We start from the raw sequence: 19,045 nt of genomic DNA on the forward strand, positions 1-19,045 counted from the left end.
TGAAAAATTATACGCTTCTCGTTCACCTTACGGAGGAGAGCTGCGCTTGTCAATCCTCCGTCCTGAATGGTCATTGAACGGACATACATCCTCTGCCGTTTTGCTTCGAACGATAGAGCGCTAAATCAGCGCGATGCATGACTTGTTCAAGTGATTCTCCTGTCACCTGTTCGGCGACTCCGATACTCATCCCGATGTGGACGGTTTGTTCTTCTAAGTGATACGGCATCGAGACGTGAGCGATCCATTGTTCACCTAAGTATCGTGCTTCTGTTAAGGATTGAGTCGTCAAGACGATGATGAACTCATCGCCGCCCAGACGAGCCACGAATCCACCAGGTGGAAGCAACTGTTCGAGACGTTGACTGACCTCGATCAGCAGGAGATCACCTAGCGCGTGACCATACGTATCATTGACTGCTTTAAAGCCGTCTAAATCAAGGCAAAGATAGATAGAATGCGTTTCTGCAGGCAATTGTTCGATGTATTGAGCAAGACCGTTGCGGTTCGCGAGACCAGTCAGGCTATCGCGTTGTGACAAGCGTTCAAACGTTAATTTCTCTTGTTCGGTATGTAGCAAGCGATGAATCAGTCGTTGTAAGGCATCCGTCAGTGTCTCGATTTCTCGGATTCCACGATGATTCGGGAGTGATTTTGAGGGATCATCCTGCATCTGTTGGGCGGCATGTGTGATTTTTAATAATGGTCGTGTCAATAGCTTCGCTAACATCCAGCCAAGTACGGCTGTAACGAAAGAGGCAATCAAACCAGCGATGAAAATCGTTTGACGTAAAGCATCGGCATCAGCGAACGCAATCGAAGTCGGTTGACGTACGAGAACCGTCCAACCTAAGCCATCGTAATCCTTGTAACCTCGGCTTGTGCTTTGACCAGAGACAAATTCTTTCCCTTGCCAGGAAGCGGTCGCAGAAGCATTCGAAGTCAGCGTTACGCTATCGGGTAATGTTTTACCGCTCCATCCGCTTGGTCCAAGTAAAATCGTTTTTCGATCTTGACTAATGATGAAGACATCGACTTGTTGGAGAGAGGACGTGGCGCTTTGAAAACTTTGTTCGATCGCTTTTGCCCATTCGAAGCTGAGATGTGTCGCAAGGACACCAGAAAATCGACCCTTATCATACAAAGGTGTACTAATATCGACGAACTGTAACGGTTCACCGCTTGGGTTCGGCAATAATTTTGCGAGTAGGACAGCTTCATGGACATCTCCGATGAATGGTTGTGATAAGGCTTGTTGGAAGACGGGACGTTCCTTGATCGATGTTCCTTCCAGAATCTGATTCGTTGACGCAACGACGTTACCTTCCGTATCTAATCGACCAATCCAAGAAAAGTCAGGAATCTGCCGTTGTAACTCTTCGAGTGTCCGTCGCGTTTCTGTTTTTTGTTCTGTTTGTTGAATCGTTGATAAGGAACCCAGCAATTTTACTTCGGCATAACGTGACCACATGTAATGATCAAGCTTATCAGATAGTTGGTGAGCGGTCGTTGACAGATTCATCCCGACTTCCGATTGGAGTCGGTTTGTTGCATGTTGACTAATGAAGAAAGTTAATCCGAGCGTCATGCTAAAAAATAGCAGGGAAATCAATCCCGCTAACAAAACATCAAAGCGAAGTGAGGGTTTGGACATTGTGTGATACTCCATTCATACGTTTTCATTTGTTTTTACTTACATCATACACGTAGACGTCTACGAGTTGTTCGCGGTTCGAGAAACTCGTTCGCGCGTATCGGAAATCGTGTTTTTCCCAAAAACGACGGGCTCTTAAATTATCAGGTAAGACCGCGAGATGAATGTGAGGTTCCTGACTTAGGAATCGATCACAAAAAGCGGATAGTAACCGACTGCTAATTCCCGTACCGTGTTGAGAAGCATCCATTAAGAATAAACCGATCCAAGGTGTACCGTTTTTTGGATGCTTCGGTAGGTAGTCAATCAGTAAGACGGGTTCTCCGTCCACATATCCAATCAGCGATACGGTATCGGGATTTAAAAACTCTTCCTGTAAGGTCGAATCAGAGAGCGGAAGCACTCGTTCTTCTAAGAGCGCATATTCAGGAACGCTCGCGTACAACGATTGGATGATCGGAAAGTGATCATGTGTTACTTGTTCAAAAAGAATCATCTAGCGACTCCATTCTTTATTTTTAGTATAAAATTTCTGCTGTTACGCCTTTTTAATTGGAATCGGATTACATATTTGTAAGAAATGAAACTTATCCTTTAAAAATCACGTACACTAATAGCATAGACAAAATATGAATGAGGAGGAAGAGCAGATGTTAAAGATTGAAAATATCTCAAAGCGTCTCGGGAAAGAGCAAATTTTAAAAGACGTCAGTTTTGAGGTATCCCCAGGAGAAGTGTTCGGCTTCCTCGGACCGAACGGAGCAGGGAAGACGACGACGATTCGCATCATCACGGGACTACTCGAGCAGGATGCAGGGAAAGTCACGGTCAATGGATTTGATGTCGTAGAAGAGCGTTCGAAAGCGTTGACGCAAATTGGAGCAATCGTGGAGAACCCAGCGTTTTATCCTTATCTGACAGGAAAACAAAACTTGGTTCATGCAAAAAACCTCATTCCGGGACTCGGTCAAGTTGATTATGATGCACTAGCACGACTCGTTGGTCTTGAAGGAAAGCTTTCAAAAAAAGTCGGAGAGTACTCACTCGGAATGAAGCAACGACTCGGAATTGCTCGTGCCTTGCTACATAACCCGCGCGTCTTGATTTTAGATGAACCAACGAATGGTCTGGATCCATCCGGGATTGCGGAGCTTCGTGAATATTTACGCCAAATGGCGCGTGAGCAAGATATCGCGATTTTAATTTCAAGCCATATGTTGAGTGAGATGGAACAAATCAGTGATCGTTACGCGATCATCGATCAGGGTGTCATCAAGTCGGTCGAGTCCGTTCGTAATGAGACCGGAGCGAAAATCGCTCTTCGTGTCAATGCGGAAGCGATGACAGATGTACTCGATGCCCTTCGCGTCGCAAACTACCCATCAGAAGTACTCGAGAATAAAATCATTATCACCGCACCGGAAAGTGAATGTCCAGCTATCGCTCGACTCGTCGTGCCGATTGCCGATTTACATGAACTGACCGTTAAACGCTTGACGCTTGAGGAACAATTCCTGCAAGTAACGAAAAAAGAGGGGGATTCACATGCTTTCGCTCATACAAAATGAATGGATGAAATGGTGGACGACTAAAAAAGCGAAAATCGTTTTAGCGCTATATGTCGTTATTGCAGTTGGTATTATCATCATTGCAAAGACAAATGATTTTGAGTTCACACGTTATGATTATTATTCATTAACGTTCCTTTTACTGACATCTCTATTAGGAATCATCACGATTGTCTTCACGGCAGAAGCCATCGGGAATGAAGTACGTTATGACACGATGAAACACTTATTAATGAGTCCGTATTCACGAATGACGATTTATTTCTCGAAACTTATCTTTTCGATCTTGATCATGTTGCTCCAATTCGTGTTCATCGCTGCGATCGTCTACGCAGGCTCATTTGCGTTTTCAGAGGCAGGAGATCCAATTCTGTTCCGCGATACGATCGTCGAAGTTGTCAGTCCGATTTTTACAATATTCATGACGTTATTCTTCTCATTGTTGTTCCGTTCTGTTGGAATGATTATCGGCTTCACCGTACTAGCACAGTTCTTTACGAGCATTGCGGGTAACTTACTGGTTGGTTTCAAACCAGCAATCGCTAAGTGGATCGTATTCATGCATTTAGACTGGTCAATGTATTTCAAGGATTCTATGACCTATGGTACGAGTGAAGCGATGGGAACAACTTTGACGTTCTCCGCCTTGTTCGTATTGGCTCATATCATCGTCTTGTTAGGTGCATCGATTCTTGTCTTCCAAAGAAAATCATATACGTAAATGAAAGAGCTGCTATTGATAGATGAATTTGTCTATCAATAGCAGCTCTTTTACAGTATTCAAGAACTTGTCCGTTTAGGTGGACGTGCCGTAATCGGGAACAATCGCTGAAACCATTCGATCAGTGGACCGTTCAATAAGAGGAAAATGAAAGTTCCGACTCCGATGCCGATCAGTTCGCGTTCAATCAGTGAAAAGAGGCAAGCAATCAAAAAAGGAATACCGAGGCTGATCGTTGCTCCGAGCGATGTACTTTTAAAGCGGCTGATCAGTGACTTCATCAAGTAATCCGGTGGCATCAATACGAATCCGATTTGGAGATAGAGGGCGAGTCCAAGTGAAATCAATGGCATACCGATCAACATGTACACGGCGCGCATCCAAAGTCCCTGTGGTGTGTAAATTAATTGATGGATGGATAAGAAGAAATCAATCGCAGCGCCGAAAAGGACGACGAGTGCAAAACTGAGAACAATCGTCCACCAACTAAATCGACTCCCGAGAGAAAGTGCTGCAATCAAAGCAAGCACATGTAAGACGATGATCGCTAGTCCGACAGTTAAAGGTGAGATGGCCGCGACGGCCTCACTCGCTGAAGTCCAAGGTGCACTCCCGATCGAGGCGGTCACCATGAAGCTGTTTCCTAAGGCGTTAATTAAAATAGAGAATAAATAGATGACAATCCGTTTTTGCTGACTCATTGACGTGCACAGACGGTAGGACTGCGCGTTCACCTCCTGAAAAAAAATCGTTTCGTTAAGCTATACCCTAATCGTAGCGCTCTTTTCACTTATTTTCATGAAAAGAGCATTGCCTATTCCTCCTATTTCACGACATACTTAGGACACATTACGAATCAGGGGGAGAACATATGACATATTTTGGACAGAAGATCCTGCCTTCCGTTAGAAAATTAGAAGACTTTGAAAAGATGCTGAAGAGTCCATATGAATATGGGGTCTTACTCGAAATGCACGTATCGCGCTTAAAAGCAGTCTATGAGATGGCGCATCGTTACGACAAAAAAATGTTTTTGCACATGGATCTCGTTCAAGGATTAAAAAATGATGAATACGCAACGGAATACGTCTGCCAAGAATTAAAGCCGTATGGTGTCATTTCGACGAAGGCGAGCGTCATCTTGAAAGCACGTCAAAAAAAGGTCAAGACGATGCAACGCATGTTCTTACTCGATTCCAGTTCACTCGAAAAAAGTTATCAACTCATGGAACGGACGCAACCTGATTACATCGAGGTGTTACCTGGATTAATGCCAAAGTACATTCAAGAAGTGAAAGAAAAGACGGGGCGTCTCGTATTCGCCGGTGGACTCATCGATACGGTCGAGGAAGTGGAACAAGCAATTGAAGCAGGTGCCTCAAGTATCACAACATCGAATAAGGACTTGTGGCGTCATTTTGAACCACGCTCCTAACCGGATTGTGATGAAAATCATTCAGATTGTTTGACAGCGTTTTCACTGATTGTTATAGTGATATCAAGTTGATACAAAGTGACGGAGAAAAGGGAGATTCACGTGTGAGTCCTGCTTGAAGAACATTCAAGTATGAACTGACGTGGATCTCCTTTTTATGTTGCTTTTTTCACATAACCAAAAGGAGGAACACATATGTCACCCATTTTAGCGGAATTTTTAGGCACAGCTTTGCTTGTCGCGCTTGGGAACGGTGTAGGTGCAGGCGTTAGTTTGACGAAATCGTTTGCAAAGGATGCAGGCTGGATCGTCATCACGTTTGCGTGGGGTTTTGCCGTGGCGATTGCAGCGTATGCCGTCGGTCAATTCAGTGGAGCACACCTTAACCCAGCAGTAACGCTTGGTTTAGCCTTTGACGGTTCATTTGCATGGACGGACGTACCAGGCTATATCGTCGCTCAAATTGCCGGCGGGATACTTGGTGCAAGTCTTGTTTTCGTCCATTACTTACCACATTGGGCAGAGACGAAAGACCCAGCAGCGAAACTCGGCGTCTTTGCGACGTCACCAGCGATTCCACATACATTTGCCAATCTAATGAGTGAAATGATTGCAACATTCTTACTTGTCATCGGGTTGTTGTCGATCGGAGCGAATAAGTTCTCAGATGGTCTGAATCCATTGATCGTCGGTTTCTTGATCGTCAGCCTCGGTATGTCATTCGGAGGCACGACAGGATATGCGATGAATCCGGCGCGGGACCTTGGTCCACGTATCGCTCACTTCATCTTACCGATTCATGGAAAAGGATCATCGAACTGGGGATACTCATGGATTCCGGTTCTCGGACCAGTTCTCGGTGGAAGTCTTGGCGGATTGTTTTATCGTTCGGTCTTCACAGGAAAAGATACACCGGCTTTTTGGATTGTAGGACTTGTGACAATCGTCATATTAGGCTTATGCTATAGATTCGGTGTTCGTCCGAACAAAACAACGTCAGTGGAGTCAAAGTCAGCTTAACTTATTTAGATACAAAAGGATGGGGAAGAGATGGAGAACTACATTTTGTCATTGGATCAGGGAACGACGAGTACACGTGCGATCCTGTTTAATCGTGCCGGCGAGATCGTCCATTCAGCGCAACAGGAATTCACGCAGTATTTTCCGAAACCAGGTTGGGTCGAACACAACGCAAACGAGATTTGGGGAAGTGTCCTTGCTGTCGTGGCGACTTGTCTGACGGAGGCGAACGTAAAGCCGTCGCAGATTGCTGGTATTGGAATCACGAATCAACGTGAAACAGCTGTCGTTTGGGAAAAAGAAACAGGGAAACCGATTCACAATGCAGTCGTGTGGCAATCGAGACAAACGGCTGAAATCTGTGAAGCGCTTCGAGCAGCCGGTCATGCCGAGCTCTTCCGTGAGAAGACAGGTCTATTGATTGACGCTTATTTCTCTGGTACGAAAGTCAAATGGATTTTAGATCATGTCGAAGGAGCACGGGAACGTGCTGAACGTGGTGAACTACTGTTCGGTACGATCGATACGTGGCTCATCTGGAAATTATCCGGCGGAAAAGCACATGTGACCGACTATTCGAATGCAAGTCGTACGTTGATGTATAACATTCATGAATTAAAATGGGATGACGAGTTACTCGGCATCTTAGATGTCCCAAAAGCCATGCTTCCGGAAGTACGACCATCTTCTGAAGTGTACGCAGAGACAGCAGGGTATCACTTCTTCGGAGAAGCAGTTCCAATTGCTGGAGCAGCAGGCGATCAGCAAGCCGCATTGTTTGGCCAAGCATGTTTTGATACAGGAATGGCGAAAAACACATACGGTACGGGTTGCTTCATGCTGATGAACACAGGGGAAGAGGCTGTGAAATCAGATCACGGATTGCTGACGACGATCGCGTGGGGCGTCGATGGAAAAGTGGAGTATGCCTTAGAAGGAAGTATCTTCGTCGCAGGATCTGCGATTCAGTGGTTACGTGACGGCTTACGTCTCATTGATGATGCCAAAGAATCAGAAGGATACGCAACACGCGTCACGTCTTCAGACGGTGTCTACGTCGTACCAGCATTCGTTGGTCTTGGTACACCTTACTGGGATTCAGACGTTCGTGGTGCCGTCTTCGGTTTGACACGTGGTACGGAAAAAGAACATTTCATCCGCGCGACACTTGAATCACTCGCTTATCAGACACGAGACGTCCTATCTGCGATGGAGCAAGATTCAGGCATCGAGATGAAAACGCTCCGTGTCGATGGTGGAGCAGTTAAAAACGACTTCTTGATGCAGTTCCAAGGTGACATCATCCAAGCGCCAGTTGAGCGTCCGGAAATCAATGAAACGACGGCGTTAGGTGCAGCGTACCTCGCAGGTCTTGCTGTTGGATTCTTTGAGAACCGTGAACAGATTACGACGCAATGGAAAAAAGAACGTCGTTTCGAGCCGAGTATGGCGAAAGAAGAGACGGATGCGCTCTACGGTGGATGGCAAAAAGCTGTTCAAGCTACGATGTTGTTCAAATGATGTGAGGTATGTTATAGTAAGGTCAAGTTAATAAATCGGTCGGAGAATATGGAGAGACCACAGCAGCAGTTGACATAGTCAGCGTGTTTGTTGTGGTCTCTTTTTTTTTCGAACCTAAACAGGAGGAACTATTCATGGCTAACCAACCATTTTCAAGCAAAAACCGTGCAGATGTCTATAATCGATTAACACGTGAAGAACTCGATCTACTCGTCGTAGGTGGCGGTATCACAGGTGCGGGGATCGCCCTCGATGCAGCGTCACGCGGTATGAAGATTGGCCTCGTCGAAATGCAGGATTTCGCGTCCGGTACGTCTAGTCGTTCAACGAAATTAGTCCATGGTGGTCTACGTTATTTAAAACAATTCGAAGTTCAGATGGTCGCTGAAGTCGGTAAAGAACGTGCGATCGTTTACGAAAACGGACCACACGTCACGACACCAGAATGGATGTTGCTTCCGATGCATAAAGGCGGTACGTTCGGACCGTTCAGTACGTCAATCGGTCTTCGTGTTTATGACTTCTTAGCAGGTGTTAAACGTTCGGAATGGCGGACGATGTTATCTGCGAAAGAAACATTAGCGAAAGAACCACTCGTCAAACAACAAGGTCTCAAAGGTGGCGGTTACTACGTTGAGTACCGCACAGATGACGCCCGTCTAACAATCGAAGTCATGAAAGAAGCGGTTGAACACGGTGCACGCGTCGTCAACTATACAAAAGCGGAAGAAATCATCTACGATGCTGGAAAAGTCGTCGGCATGCGTGTGACGGATCTCTTGACAGGTGACGTACATGAAATCCGTGCGAAAAAAGTCGTCAACGCGACAGGTCCATGGGTCGATGAATTACGTGAAAAAGATGGCTCTAAAGTCGGGAAACAACTTCGTTTGACAAAAGGGGTCCACGTCGTCATCGATCAATCGAAATTCCCACTCAAACAAGCGGTCTACTTCGATACACCAGACGGTCGGATGATTTTCGCGATTCCACGTGATGGAAAAGCGTACGTTGGTACGACAGATACGTTCTTCGATAAAGATACTGCACATCCGAAGTTCACAGTCGAAGACCAAGACTACGTCCTAGACGCGATTCACTATATGTTCCCAGAGGTTAAAGTGACAGCGGAAGACGTGGAATCAAGCTGGGCTGGTGTACGTCCATTGATTTATGAAGAAGGAAAAGATCCTTCTGAAATCTCTCGTAAAGATGAAGTATGGCAGTCTGAGTCAGGTCTCATCACGATTGCGGGTGGGAAATTGACTGGATACCGTAAAATGGGTGAGCACGTCGTTGATCTCGTCGCTAAACTCTTGAAAAAAGAAGAAAACGTCGCGTATGCACGTTGCTCGACGAAAAACATGCCAATGTCTGGTGGACACGTTGGCGGAGCAAAAGGATTTGCTGAATTCTTAAAAGCTCAAACAGCAACGAACGGTTTAACGACAGAAGAAGTTCAATTCCTAGCAAAACGCTACGGTTCGAACTTACCGAAAGTACTGGAATACGCAGCAGCATTCGATGCAGCAACGACAGCTCTTCCACGTTCTGTCTATGCACAACTCCACTACAGCATCGAACATGAAATGGTCGCTCGTCCGATCGACTTCTTCATCCGCCGTACAGGTGCTGTCTTCTTCGATATCGCTTGGGCTCGTGCTCATAAAGATGCCGTCATCGAAGAGATGAAATCTGTCTTGAACTGGACAGCAGAACAAACAGATGCTTATACGAAAGAACTCGATATCGAGATCGAAGATGCAGCACATGCACTCGTGACAGAATAAGCTCTCTAACTCATCAAGGAATCAAGATCAATATGATCTTGATTTCTTTTTTTACATATTCGTATTGACGCGGGCGGAAAGATTGCAACTCTTTCTAGAGGCGACTATGCTTAATGTATGAAATTGCACAAAAGGAGAGAACACAGATGAAAGTAGAAGTATGGTCGGATTACGCATGTCCGTTTTGTTATATTGGGAAGCGTCGTTTAGAACAAGCAATTGCGAACGAAAAGTTAGATGTCGAGGTCGAATTCAAGAGCTTTGAACTCGATCCAGATGCACCAGCAGTACCGACGCAAGGATTATACGAAATTCTTGCTTCAAAATATGGAACGACTCTCGAGCAAGCACGGAATATGTCGCAAGGTGTCGTTGATACGGCACGTCAGGAAGGCTTGCACTACGAGATGGATCGTGTCATCCCAGCCAATACATTTGAGGCTCATCGTCTGACTCAATTCGCTAAAAAACATGGTAAGATGAATGCAGTATCAGAAGCCTTGTTCACAGCGTACTTCATGAATGGAGAAGATCTAAATGACCGAGCTATTCTGACAAGGATCGCAGTAGATGCTGGACTTGCTGAGGCAGATGTCAAAGCGTTTCTTGCGTCAGAAGAACTGGCGACAGATGTTCGAGAAGAAGAAGCGATGGCACAACAACTGGGTGTCCGTGGTGTACCGTTCTTCGTCTTTGACCGGAAATATGCCATTTCTGGCGCACAACCAGTGGAAGCCTTCGAACAAGTCTTCGCGAAGATGCGCCAAGAACAAACACTTGAAGTCATCGCTGAAGGTGACGCGTGTGGTGTTGACGGCTGTAACTGATCACATTATGATTCCATCACAAAGGAGCACGAAACCCTTATGAAATTCATCTTCCATCCTGAGATTCGCGATGCGCGAATCAATCTCGCTGTCGAAGAATTCATCTTGAACAACCTGAACGTTAATGAAGAAGACTATTTCTTGTTTTATATCAATGGTCCGTCGATCATCGTCGGAAAAAACCAGAACACGAATGAAGAAGTCAATTTGAAATATGTCGAAGAAAACGGCATCCACGTCGTCCGTCGTCTTTCAGGTGGTGGCGCTGTGTATCATGACGAAGGAAACTTGAACTTCAGTTTCTTGACAAAAGATGACGGTGATTCGTTCAACAACTATAAAAAGTTCACGGAGCCAGTCGTACAAGCGCTGCATAAACTCGGTGTCGAAGCGGAGTTATCTGGACGAAACGATATTCATGTCGGAAGTCGGAAAATCAGTGGGAATGCTCAGTTCACGACTAAAGGGCGGATGTTTAGTCACGGTACACTGATGCTCGATTCGAACATCGAAGAAGTCGTCAATGCGCTTGTCGTCAGTGAAGAGAAGATGCGCTCTAAAGGCATTAAATCAGTCCGGAGTCGTGTCGCGAATATCTCGGAATTCCTGTCAGAACCATTGACGATGGAACAATTCGTCGATCATCTCCTTGCTTCGATCTATGAAGGGAAAGAGATTGAACGGTATATCTTAACCGAAGAGGACTGGGATAAAGTACGTGCCATCTCGGCAGAACGTTATGGCAACTGGGAGTGGAATTTCGGGAAATCGCCGAAATTCGACGTCATTCATAAAAAACGTTTCCCAATCGGTACGATTGATTTCCGGCTGAACGTCAAAAAAGGCATCATCGAAGAAGCGAAGATTTATGGCGACTTCTTTGGCGTCGAGGATGCAGAAGAAATCGCACGGGCGCTCGAAGGTTCGCGCTATGATCGCGCGTCACTTCGCGAAGTGCTCGGTCGTTACGAATTGAAAAAATACTTCGGCGCTGTCGAACTAGATGAAGTGCTAGACGTTTTAGCGTAAGTCTTTATGGGAAAACTCCTTCTATCAACTGCATAGGGGGAGTTTTTTTCATGGGCTATAATAAAGATAACTTTTTAGAAGGTTCGTTAACGGACTTTATCGATTTTGAACGGATTTCAGAACAATTACCAAAGACGGAGGACGCACAGCCGTTACCATATTATGAACGTGATGATTATAAGGCAGCAGGAAAATTGGAAGGGAAAGTCGCGATCGTCACAGGCGGCAACTCTGGGATCGGGCGTGCTGTCTCGATTGCTTATGTCCGTGAAGGAGCAAAAGTCGTCATCGCCTTCTACGGTGATCAAGAAGGGGCAGAAGAAACAAAGGCACGCCTTGAGGAATTAGGCGGCGAAGTCCTACTTTCTAAAGGGGATATCGGAGAGGCAGATTACTGTGAAACACTCGTCCAAAAAACGATCGACCGTTTCGGTCGCTTAGATATCATCGTCAACAATGCGAGTATGCAAAAACCAGAAGATAGTCTGAAGGATATTACAGACGAGTCGATGGAAAAGACGTTCAAGACGAATATCTTCGGAATGATGCGTCTTGCCCGTGCTGCCTTACCGCATCTTTCACTCGGTTCTGCCATCATCAATACGACATCTTCAACGGCATACGAAGGAAATGCGTTACTGATCGATTATTCTGCTACTAAGGGAGCAATCGTCAGCTTCACACGAAGTCTTTCGATGAACTTAGCGAAGGAAGGAATTCGTGTCAATGCCGTCGCACCGGGTCCGATCTGGACGCCGCTCATCACGGAAACGTTCCCGCATGAGTCGGTCAAGACATTCGGGAAAAATACACCGATGGATCGCCCAGGGCAACCGGCTGAGATGGCATCTGCGTATGTATTCTTAGCGTGTAACGATTCAAGTTATATGACAGGACAAGTCCTTCACTTAAACGGTGGCGTCATCGTCAACGGTTAAAAAGAAACTCGGTGAAAACGTTTCCAAAAAGTGTTACACTATCCATACGGTCGCTTTTGACTACGTATGGATTTTTTTTACGTAAAAAATGAATAGTCATTCATTCGAAAGGGGAATTTTGCTCATGCTTGGATTGATTCAATCCGTCGAAGAAACCGCTCGAACACATCCGGATTCAACGGCGTATGTGTTTGAGGACACGCAAGTCAGCTATCGTGAGTTTGTCGAGAAGTTTCACCGGGCAGCCGGCGCACTCGAAGCGAACGGAATCCGAAAAGGTGATCATGTCGCGCTAATCTTAGGGAATAGCCCAGCATTCCTAGTGGCATATTACGCCATCATGAAACAAGGGGCAATCGCGATTCCAATCAACCCTACATATACACCGGATGAAATCGGGTATATCCTGATGAACGGTGATGTGAAGGGGATTTTAGGCATTGCACCGCTCGTCGAAGCTGCAAAAGATCGTCTCGTGCATTTACCGAATCTCAAGATCGTCGTCTCTGTTCCCTACGCGGATCAGGAAGGACCAAACGAAACGCATCAACAAGTCACGTTCATCACGCTCGATCGCTGGCTCGAAATCGAACATCCATTGACAGAAGTGACGAATGAATTGGACGACATTGCTGTCATTCTCTATACGAGTGGAACGACAGGAAAACCAAAAGGTGCGATGTTGTCCCATCGTAATCTGACGTCGAATGCGCGCTCGATTGGGGATTATCTACATGTATCCAGTAGCGACCGGACACTTGCCGTATTACCGATGTTCCATGTTTTTTGTTTGACGGTCGTCGTCAATGCTTCACTCGCACATGGAGCGTCAATCATCATTGCTTCACGTTTTTCACCACAAGAAACGTTTGAGTTGGCGAAAAAAGAACAGGTGACGATCTTTGCGGGAGTTCCGACGATGTATAATTTCTTACTTCAAACTGTGAAGGCCCATCCGGAATATGCGACCTATTTTGAATCAACACGTTTGTTCGTCTCAGGAGGAGCGAGTCTCCCAGTGCCGCTTCTTGAAGCATTTGATCGGACATTCCAATGTCGTATCCTCGAAGGATATGGTTTATCGGAAGCATCACCCGTTACCTGTTTCAATCCGGTCAATGGTGTTCAGAAACCAGGCTCGATTGGTACATCGATCGTCGATGTCGAAAACAAAGTCGTCGATGAACTGGGACAAGAATTACCAGATGGTCAAGTCGGAGAATTGATCGTTCGTGGACCAAACGTCATGACGGGTTATTATAAGATGCCGGAAGAATCGCAAGCGACGTTACGCGATGGCTGGTTATATACGGGTGATTTGGCTCGTCGAGATGAAGACGGTTATTTCTATATCGTCGATCGTAAAAAAGATATGATCATCGTCGGTGGTTACAACGTCTACCCGCGTGAAGTCGAGGAAGTGCTCTATCAGCATCCGAATATCATTGAAGCCGCCGTCATCGGCATACCGGACGAGGAGATGGGCGAAGCTGTCAAAGCATTCGTCGTTGCCCGTGAGACGATGACGGAAGAGGAAACGCGGACATTCTGTGCTACATCACTCGCGAAATATAAATGTCCGACACAGATTGAGTTCATCGATCAATTACCTCGTAATACGACCGGAAAGATTTTACGGACCGTGTTGAAGAAACAACCGACGAACTCATGAGTGGAATCAAGAACTTCAGGTTTCTGAAGTTCTTTTTCTGTGCATAGACAAGAAGGAGGGGATACGAATGAATATCGCATTGATTGCACATGATGAGAAAAAGGATGAGATGATGGGCTTTACACGGGCTTACGCCGCATTCTTTAAAAAAAATACATTATACGCGACAGGAACGACCGGGCAACGGATCATGGAAGCAACCGATCTGCACGTCCATCGCTGTAAGTCAGGTCCACTCGGCGGGGATCAGGAAATCGGAGCGCTGGTAGCACAAGGAAAAATCGATATCGTGATTTTTTTACGCGATCCACTGACGGCCCAACCGCATGAGCCGGACGTCTCGGCACTCATTCGATTATGTGACGTATACGATTTGCCGCTTGCGACGAATGTCGGAACTGCTGAAATTTTAATTAATGGACTCGAACAAGGACAATTTGATTGGAAGGAAATCATTCGAAAACGCCATGAACTGGAACAACAAAAGTTTTTAGACGATTAATTTCATGAGAACGCTTCTCATTTTCGTTTGAGCATGATATAGTCAGTTTGAGGATGATACTGATTATCAATTGCGATGGAAAAGGTGGCGAAGAAAATGGAGATTCTATTAATGACGGGTGTAACGGTATTGCTAGGAGGCGGCGTTGGATTTTTGACGCACGTCGTAAAAATGGAACGTCGTCAACAGGCAACACCTGTGACTTCAAAGAACGAGCAAGTAGCGTATCCAGCGCTCCGTCTCGTCAAATAATAGAAAATTTATGACTTCGCCTTTCTTTTCTTTTGAAAAGAAAGGTTTTTTTGAATTATTATCCACTCTCCCATAATTTTGCGGAATTCCTTTGATACACTGAAACAAAGCACATTAGTCGAGGAGTGAGAGCCATGCATACAATCTATTTAGTTGATGATGAAGTGAACTTGAACCGTGTACTCGTGAAATATTTGGAGCAAGAAGGATGGCAAGTGAAATCATTTACGTCTGGTGAGGCAGCGGCCTCTGCCATCGTTGAAAAGCCTGACTTATGGATTTTAGACATCATGCTACCGGATATGGATGGTTTTCAATTGATTAAGCGGATCAAGGCACATGATGAGACGACACCTGTCATTTTCATCTCGGCTCGGGATGAGGATATCGATAAAATCATTGGTCTTGAGATGGGATCGGACGATTACATCGCAAAACCGTTTCTTCCGCGAGAACTCGTCATCCGTGTCAAAAAGATATTGGCACGAACGTATGCGACACCAAAGAGTGGTGTCATCCAATACGGAGATTATATGATTTATCCAGAGAAACGAATCATCGAAGAGAATGGTCAAGAAATCGATTTGACGTCGAAAGAATACGATTTGTTGATTTTATTCGCCACTCAAATCGGGACGCCGATGTCACGCGAGCAGATTCTCGTCAGCGTCTGGGGTGACGATTATTTCGGTTCAGACCGAGTCGTCGATGATCTCGTTCGTCGTGTCCGTAAAAAATTATCGAAGCTCGAGCTCGAAACGATTTACGGCATCGGTTATCGCTTGGTGTCTGCATGAAAAACCGCAGTCTCGGATTCCAGATTTGGGCGATGTTTCTGCTCGTCATCGTCACGCTTTCTGCGGTCATTCTCCTGGTCATCCGGTCATCGATCGGAAATTTCATCGATGAACAGGTCTATGCGACACTTGAGAATAGCGAAGTCTTCTTCTCGAAGGACGCCTCCGTCATCGAGATGCTTCAGGATAATCCGATTGAATTCGACCGCCGAAAACAGGAGTCCCGTTCTGTTAATATCCTACTCCTTTCTAAAAACGGAAAGCTCTATTACGGTGGAGCGCCACAACAGCTGATCAATCAGATGTACCGTGATGCGATTGATCAAAAAACAGTTACGGCAAAGTATACAACGCGTCTTGATAAAGAAGATGTATACTACAGTATTCGAAAAATCGAGGATAGTGGTGAAACCTACTATCGTGTCTCTTATGTTTGGGATGCGTATCGACAAGAACTGATTACGCAATTATTCTCCAAAATCGGATTCGTCGTCATTATTGGAAGTATCTTCACGCTGTTCATTGCGTTTTGGTTAGCGCGACGGTTGACACAACCACTCGTCGAAATCGAGGGAGCGGTCGGGAAGATCGCGGCTCAGAAATGGGATACACCACTTCCACTTGATCGCGGGGATGAAATCGGACGACTCGCACGATCGGTCGATGCGATGCGGATGGATCTTGAAAAACAAGATAAGGCACAAAAATCATTACTTCAAAACATCTCCCATGATTTGAAGACACCGATCATGGTCATCCGAAGTTATGCTCAATCCATCTCAGACGGGATTTATCCAGATGGTGATTTGACCGGATCCGTATCCGTCATTGATGAAGAAGCGGAGCGGTTGGAGAAAAAAGTCGCAGCTCTACTTTATGTCACGAAGCTCGACTATTTCGAGCTCGATCGTTCGACATGGGACAATGTTGACATCGATCGGATGGTGCATCTGTTGAAAAATCGCTTTTCTGGGACGAAATCACTTGACTGGCATGTCAGTGGAGAAGCAGGAATCGTTCTTGGTGAAGGAGAGCAGTTACGTGTTGCGCTCGAAAATGTCATGGACAATGCGATTCGTTATGCCGAAACACGAATTGATATTCGACTGTCCGGAACAGCGGATCAGGTGCATATCGAAATCGAAAATGACGGACCACCGCTTGACGCCTCCTCGCCACTGTTCCATCAATTCTCACGTGGCAAGGAAGGAAAGTTTGGGCTTGGTCTCTATATCGTCAAACGGATCGTCGAGCGTCATGATGGAACGGTCGCAATCGAAAACCGTTCTGCGGGAAATGGAGTTGGAAAAGTTTGTGTGATTTTTAATTTCCCACGTCATTTCATTGAGCAAGAGGAAAAAAAACCAAAAGAATTTTAAAAACGGGATCTTTGGATCTCGTTTTTTTCGTTAGGAAATAATCGTTCCGTTCATGCAAGGCAAAAGGAAGTTTGATATAACCAATATAATCCAGGAAGGGAGCGAAGGAGATGTCATACCCAATCACGGAAGAAACGTTAGCCTTGATCCCGCGATACGGTCAATACGGTGAACCGCAGACACTCGTCATCAAGGAACATTCTGAAAGTATTTTAGATGGTCATCCCATTAAGTTGATTGAAGAATCCTGTTTGTATTTTGGTTCGTCCATGCGTGGAAGAATCGAAGCAGCGCGGCATATTCTTGGTCCGAACCGAAAGACCCCTGTTTTAGTGGATTGGCAAGCACAGACGATTTTCTTTCCAACGACCGCAAAAGAAAAGGCGGAATGTATTTGGATTAATTTTAAACAGATGAAGACTGTTCAGTAAAAATCCGGTAAAGTACAAGTCGAATTTCAGACAGGTCAATGTATCGATACGGATGCATCCGCATACAGCATCGAACGACAACGGATTAAAACACTGGAACTGGCGTATGAAATGCAGCGTCGTTTTCAGTTGCCGGAGTTTAAGAATCGGTGAAAAGTGGAAACACATAACAGGAATCTTACTTACGTAAGGAGAAACAGTAGAGAGAGAAATCATAGGGAGGTGAAGCGGTAACTTTTACCGTGACACGATGAATGAATCATACGAATGGTTAAATCGCCGAAAATTACAGCCTGGATTTGGTGCGACTGGAGGCAGACGCTTTATCAGTTCCCGCATCGTGCGTCCGGAAAATACACCGGGTAAACGAATCAAAGGAATTAAACGGGCGCGACAATTGGTCGTCGATGATGCTGGAAATCGCCGTTGGGTCACGAAACGCATCGTCGTGACGGATGCTGCGAAACACGTCACGATGAACCGTCGGACATCCATCGCCTTGAAAGAGACGAATGAGTCCCGCCTTGAGCAAGTCAAACAAAAACTAGCATCCAACAAAAAGGTCTTATTACCGATCTTGGCGGCAACAGGGATCGCTGTCGCAGGTGGCGTTCTTGCTTACGTCCTTCGTCGGAAGAAAAAACAATCTGATCAATAAAAAATAAGCCGTTCTCCAATCGGAGGACGGCTTATTTCATACATTACAAGAATCGTTTTCGTAAAGAAGTCGAGAGTGCTTTTTCTGCGATTTCTTCTAGTTCCGTCAAGTTTGTCGGATCAAAGCTATCATTGTAGAAACGACCTACGAAGTCGACACGGTCGTAATCGAGTTCCTTGAAAATCAAGTGTTTATGGTCGTCATAAAAAACGACACGATAGTAATCAGATCCGCGTTCAAGGGTTACGAGACCTTTGATGTGATCCAATTTTTTTTGTTCTTCGGTTTGCTCTTCCTCGAGCGTGTCATCCTCGTTCGTCGATGCTTCGGCTTGCTCGATCGCATTCTTTACGAGTTCAGGTCGTTGTTCTTGTTCTTCCGTCATGTTTTATCGCCTCCATTTATTATTTTACATGGAAATGGACAGATGAGAAAGAAAAATCCCTCAGTCCATCTGGTGTGCTTCACAAACGCGTAGTACATTCATCGCGCCAATTCGTAATCGCTCGAGTAGTTGAAGTCGTGCTTCTTCATTTGGAATTGTATCAAGAGCAGCTACTTCCATCAGTTCCAACCAACGGATGGCATGTTCTTTTTGAATCGGTAATAACCGGTGAATCATCGCTAAACTCGCCGGCGGTTGATCCGGGTCGCGCGGTCCCCCTGTCAATTGGGTCAAGAAGACGAGTTGTGCCTGTTCGACACGTTGCCGATCTTCAGGGAATAACGGTCGCAACAGTGAATCATGGTAGACTTGATGATAGAACGAGCGAACCAAGGATGTGAGTATATGCTCGCCTCCGACGGTTTCGTAAAGTGACAAGAAGCATCACCTGCCTTACATAGGATGT

Annotated in this window: 21 protein-coding genes; 16 read left to right on the forward strand and 5 right to left on the reverse strand. The window is 45.6% G+C overall.

Going from position 1 to position 19,045, the window contains the following annotated elements; all coding sequences use genetic code 11:
• Positions 1-70: 70 nt before the first annotated feature.
• Complete coding sequence (locus tag KNQ03_RS08535) at positions 71-1,654, reverse strand: diguanylate cyclase domain-containing protein (RefSeq protein ID WP_064300374.1); 1,584 nt, start codon at positions 1,652-1,654, stop codon at positions 71-73.
• 25 nt (positions 1,655-1,679) lie between these two features.
• Complete coding sequence (locus tag KNQ03_RS08540; protein ID WP_214724370.1) at positions 1,680-2,150, reverse strand: GNAT family N-acetyltransferase; 471 nt, start codon at positions 2,148-2,150, stop codon at positions 1,680-1,682.
• Between the two features lie 154 nt (positions 2,151-2,304).
• On the opposite strand from KNQ03_RS08540, the gene KNQ03_RS08545 reads away from it, so the two are divergent.
• Both KNQ03_RS08545 and KNQ03_RS08550 read left to right on the forward strand, forming a co-directional pair.
• Positions 2,305-3,222, forward strand: coding sequence for an ABC transporter ATP-binding protein (locus tag KNQ03_RS08545; RefSeq protein ID WP_029340951.1), 918 nt, complete (start codon positions 2,305-2,307; stop codon positions 3,220-3,222).
• A 4-nt stretch (positions 3,223-3,226) separates the two neighbouring features.
• The gene (locus KNQ03_RS08550; protein WP_251140273.1) at positions 3,227-3,943 is read left to right on the forward strand and encodes an ABC transporter permease; all 717 of its coding nucleotides are present in this window, start codon (positions 3,227-3,229) and stop codon (positions 3,941-3,943) included.
• Between the two features lie 59 nt (positions 3,944-4,002).
• On the opposite strand, the gene KNQ03_RS08555 is transcribed toward KNQ03_RS08550, so the two are convergent.
• Positions 4,003-4,644, reverse strand: coding sequence for a YczE/YyaS/YitT family protein (locus KNQ03_RS08555; RefSeq protein WP_064300371.1), 642 nt, complete (start codon positions 4,642-4,644; stop codon positions 4,003-4,005).
• A 170-nt stretch (positions 4,645-4,814) separates the two neighbouring features.
• Between KNQ03_RS08555 and KNQ03_RS08560 the strand changes: the two genes are divergently transcribed.
• From KNQ03_RS08560 to KNQ03_RS08625, 14 genes are all read left to right on the forward strand, one after another.
• Positions 4,815-5,378 carry a glycerol-3-phosphate responsive antiterminator gene (locus KNQ03_RS08560; RefSeq protein ID WP_023467370.1) on the forward strand — a complete coding sequence of 188 codons (564 nt, stop codon included), beginning with the start codon at positions 4,815-4,817 and terminating at the stop codon, positions 5,376-5,378.
• Between the two features lie 195 nt (positions 5,379-5,573).
• Positions 5,574-6,398 carry an MIP/aquaporin family protein gene (locus KNQ03_RS08565; protein WP_064300370.1) on the forward strand — a complete coding sequence of 275 codons (825 nt, stop codon included), beginning with the start codon at positions 5,574-5,576 and terminating at the stop codon, positions 6,396-6,398.
• Between the two features lie 30 nt (positions 6,399-6,428).
• Positions 6,429-7,919, forward strand: a complete 1,491-nt coding sequence (gene glpK, locus KNQ03_RS08570) for a glycerol kinase GlpK (protein ID WP_214724372.1) — start codon at positions 6,429-6,431, stop codon at positions 7,917-7,919.
• A 134-nt stretch (positions 7,920-8,053) separates the two neighbouring features.
• Positions 8,054-9,709, forward strand: coding sequence for a glycerol-3-phosphate dehydrogenase/oxidase (locus tag KNQ03_RS08575; protein WP_023467373.1), 1,656 nt, complete (start codon positions 8,054-8,056; stop codon positions 9,707-9,709).
• Positions 9,710-9,855: 146 nt separating this feature from the next.
• On the forward strand, positions 9,856-10,536 hold the full coding sequence (locus KNQ03_RS08580; protein ID WP_064300369.1) for a DsbA family oxidoreductase: 681 nt from the start codon (positions 9,856-9,858) through the stop codon (positions 10,534-10,536).
• Positions 10,537-10,575: 39 nt separating this feature from the next.
• Positions 10,576-11,565, forward strand: a complete 990-nt coding sequence (gene lplA / locus KNQ03_RS08585) for a lipoate--protein ligase (RefSeq protein ID WP_023467375.1) — start codon at positions 10,576-10,578, stop codon at positions 11,563-11,565.
• Positions 11,566-11,615: 50 nt separating this feature from the next.
• Positions 11,616-12,503 carry an SDR family oxidoreductase gene (locus KNQ03_RS08590; RefSeq protein ID WP_214724374.1) on the forward strand — a complete coding sequence of 296 codons (888 nt, stop codon included), beginning with the start codon at positions 11,616-11,618 and terminating at the stop codon, positions 12,501-12,503.
• 124 nt (positions 12,504-12,627) lie between these two features.
• Entirely contained in the window at positions 12,628-14,175 is a 1,548-nt protein-coding gene (locus KNQ03_RS08595) for a fatty acid--CoA ligase family protein (protein WP_214724376.1), read from the forward strand.
• Positions 14,176-14,242: 67 nt separating this feature from the next.
• Positions 14,243-14,677 (forward strand): methylglyoxal synthase, encoded by a 435-nt coding sequence (mgsA, locus tag KNQ03_RS08600; RefSeq protein WP_023467379.1) that lies wholly within the window; start codon positions 14,243-14,245, stop codon positions 14,675-14,677.
• 96 nt (positions 14,678-14,773) lie between these two features.
• A complete protein-coding gene (locus KNQ03_RS08605; RefSeq protein WP_023467380.1) occupies positions 14,774-14,929 on the forward strand; it encodes a hypothetical protein in 156 nt (51 codons plus the stop codon).
• Positions 14,930-15,063: 134 nt separating this feature from the next.
• Entirely contained in the window at positions 15,064-15,726 is a 663-nt protein-coding gene (locus tag KNQ03_RS08610; RefSeq protein WP_023467381.1) for a response regulator transcription factor, read from the forward strand.
• Positions 15,723-17,105 (forward strand): HAMP domain-containing sensor histidine kinase, encoded by a 1,383-nt coding sequence (locus KNQ03_RS08615; protein WP_214724378.1) that lies wholly within the window; start codon positions 15,723-15,725, stop codon positions 17,103-17,105. The genes KNQ03_RS08610 and KNQ03_RS08615 overlap by 4 nt, the downstream gene beginning before the upstream one ends.
• A gap of 110 nt (positions 17,106-17,215) precedes the next feature.
• Positions 17,216-17,536, forward strand: coding sequence for a competence protein ComK (locus KNQ03_RS08620; protein WP_251140274.1), 321 nt, complete (start codon positions 17,216-17,218; stop codon positions 17,534-17,536).
• 250 nt (positions 17,537-17,786) lie between these two features.
• Positions 17,787-18,194: a hypothetical protein gene (locus KNQ03_RS08625; protein ID WP_023467385.1), complete on the forward strand. Its 408-nt coding sequence runs from the start codon at positions 17,787-17,789 to the stop codon at positions 18,192-18,194.
• A gap of 43 nt (positions 18,195-18,237) precedes the next feature.
• Here the strand turns inward: KNQ03_RS08625 and KNQ03_RS08630 are convergent, their stop codons facing one another.
• Positions 18,238-18,579: a hypothetical protein gene (locus tag KNQ03_RS08630; protein ID WP_023467386.1), complete on the reverse strand. Its 342-nt coding sequence runs from the start codon at positions 18,577-18,579 to the stop codon at positions 18,238-18,240.
• Between the two features lie 60 nt (positions 18,580-18,639).
• The gene (locus KNQ03_RS08635; protein WP_064300364.1) at positions 18,640-19,017 is read right to left on the reverse strand and encodes a truncated hemoglobin; all 378 of its coding nucleotides are present in this window, start codon (positions 19,015-19,017) and stop codon (positions 18,640-18,642) included.
• Between the last annotated feature and the right edge of the window lie 28 nt (positions 19,018-19,045).

The sequence above is a fragment of the Exiguobacterium sp. s143 genome (assembly GCF_018618895.1).
GTDB lineage: Bacteria > Bacillota > Bacilli > Exiguobacteriales > Exiguobacteriaceae > Exiguobacterium_A > Exiguobacterium_A abrahamii.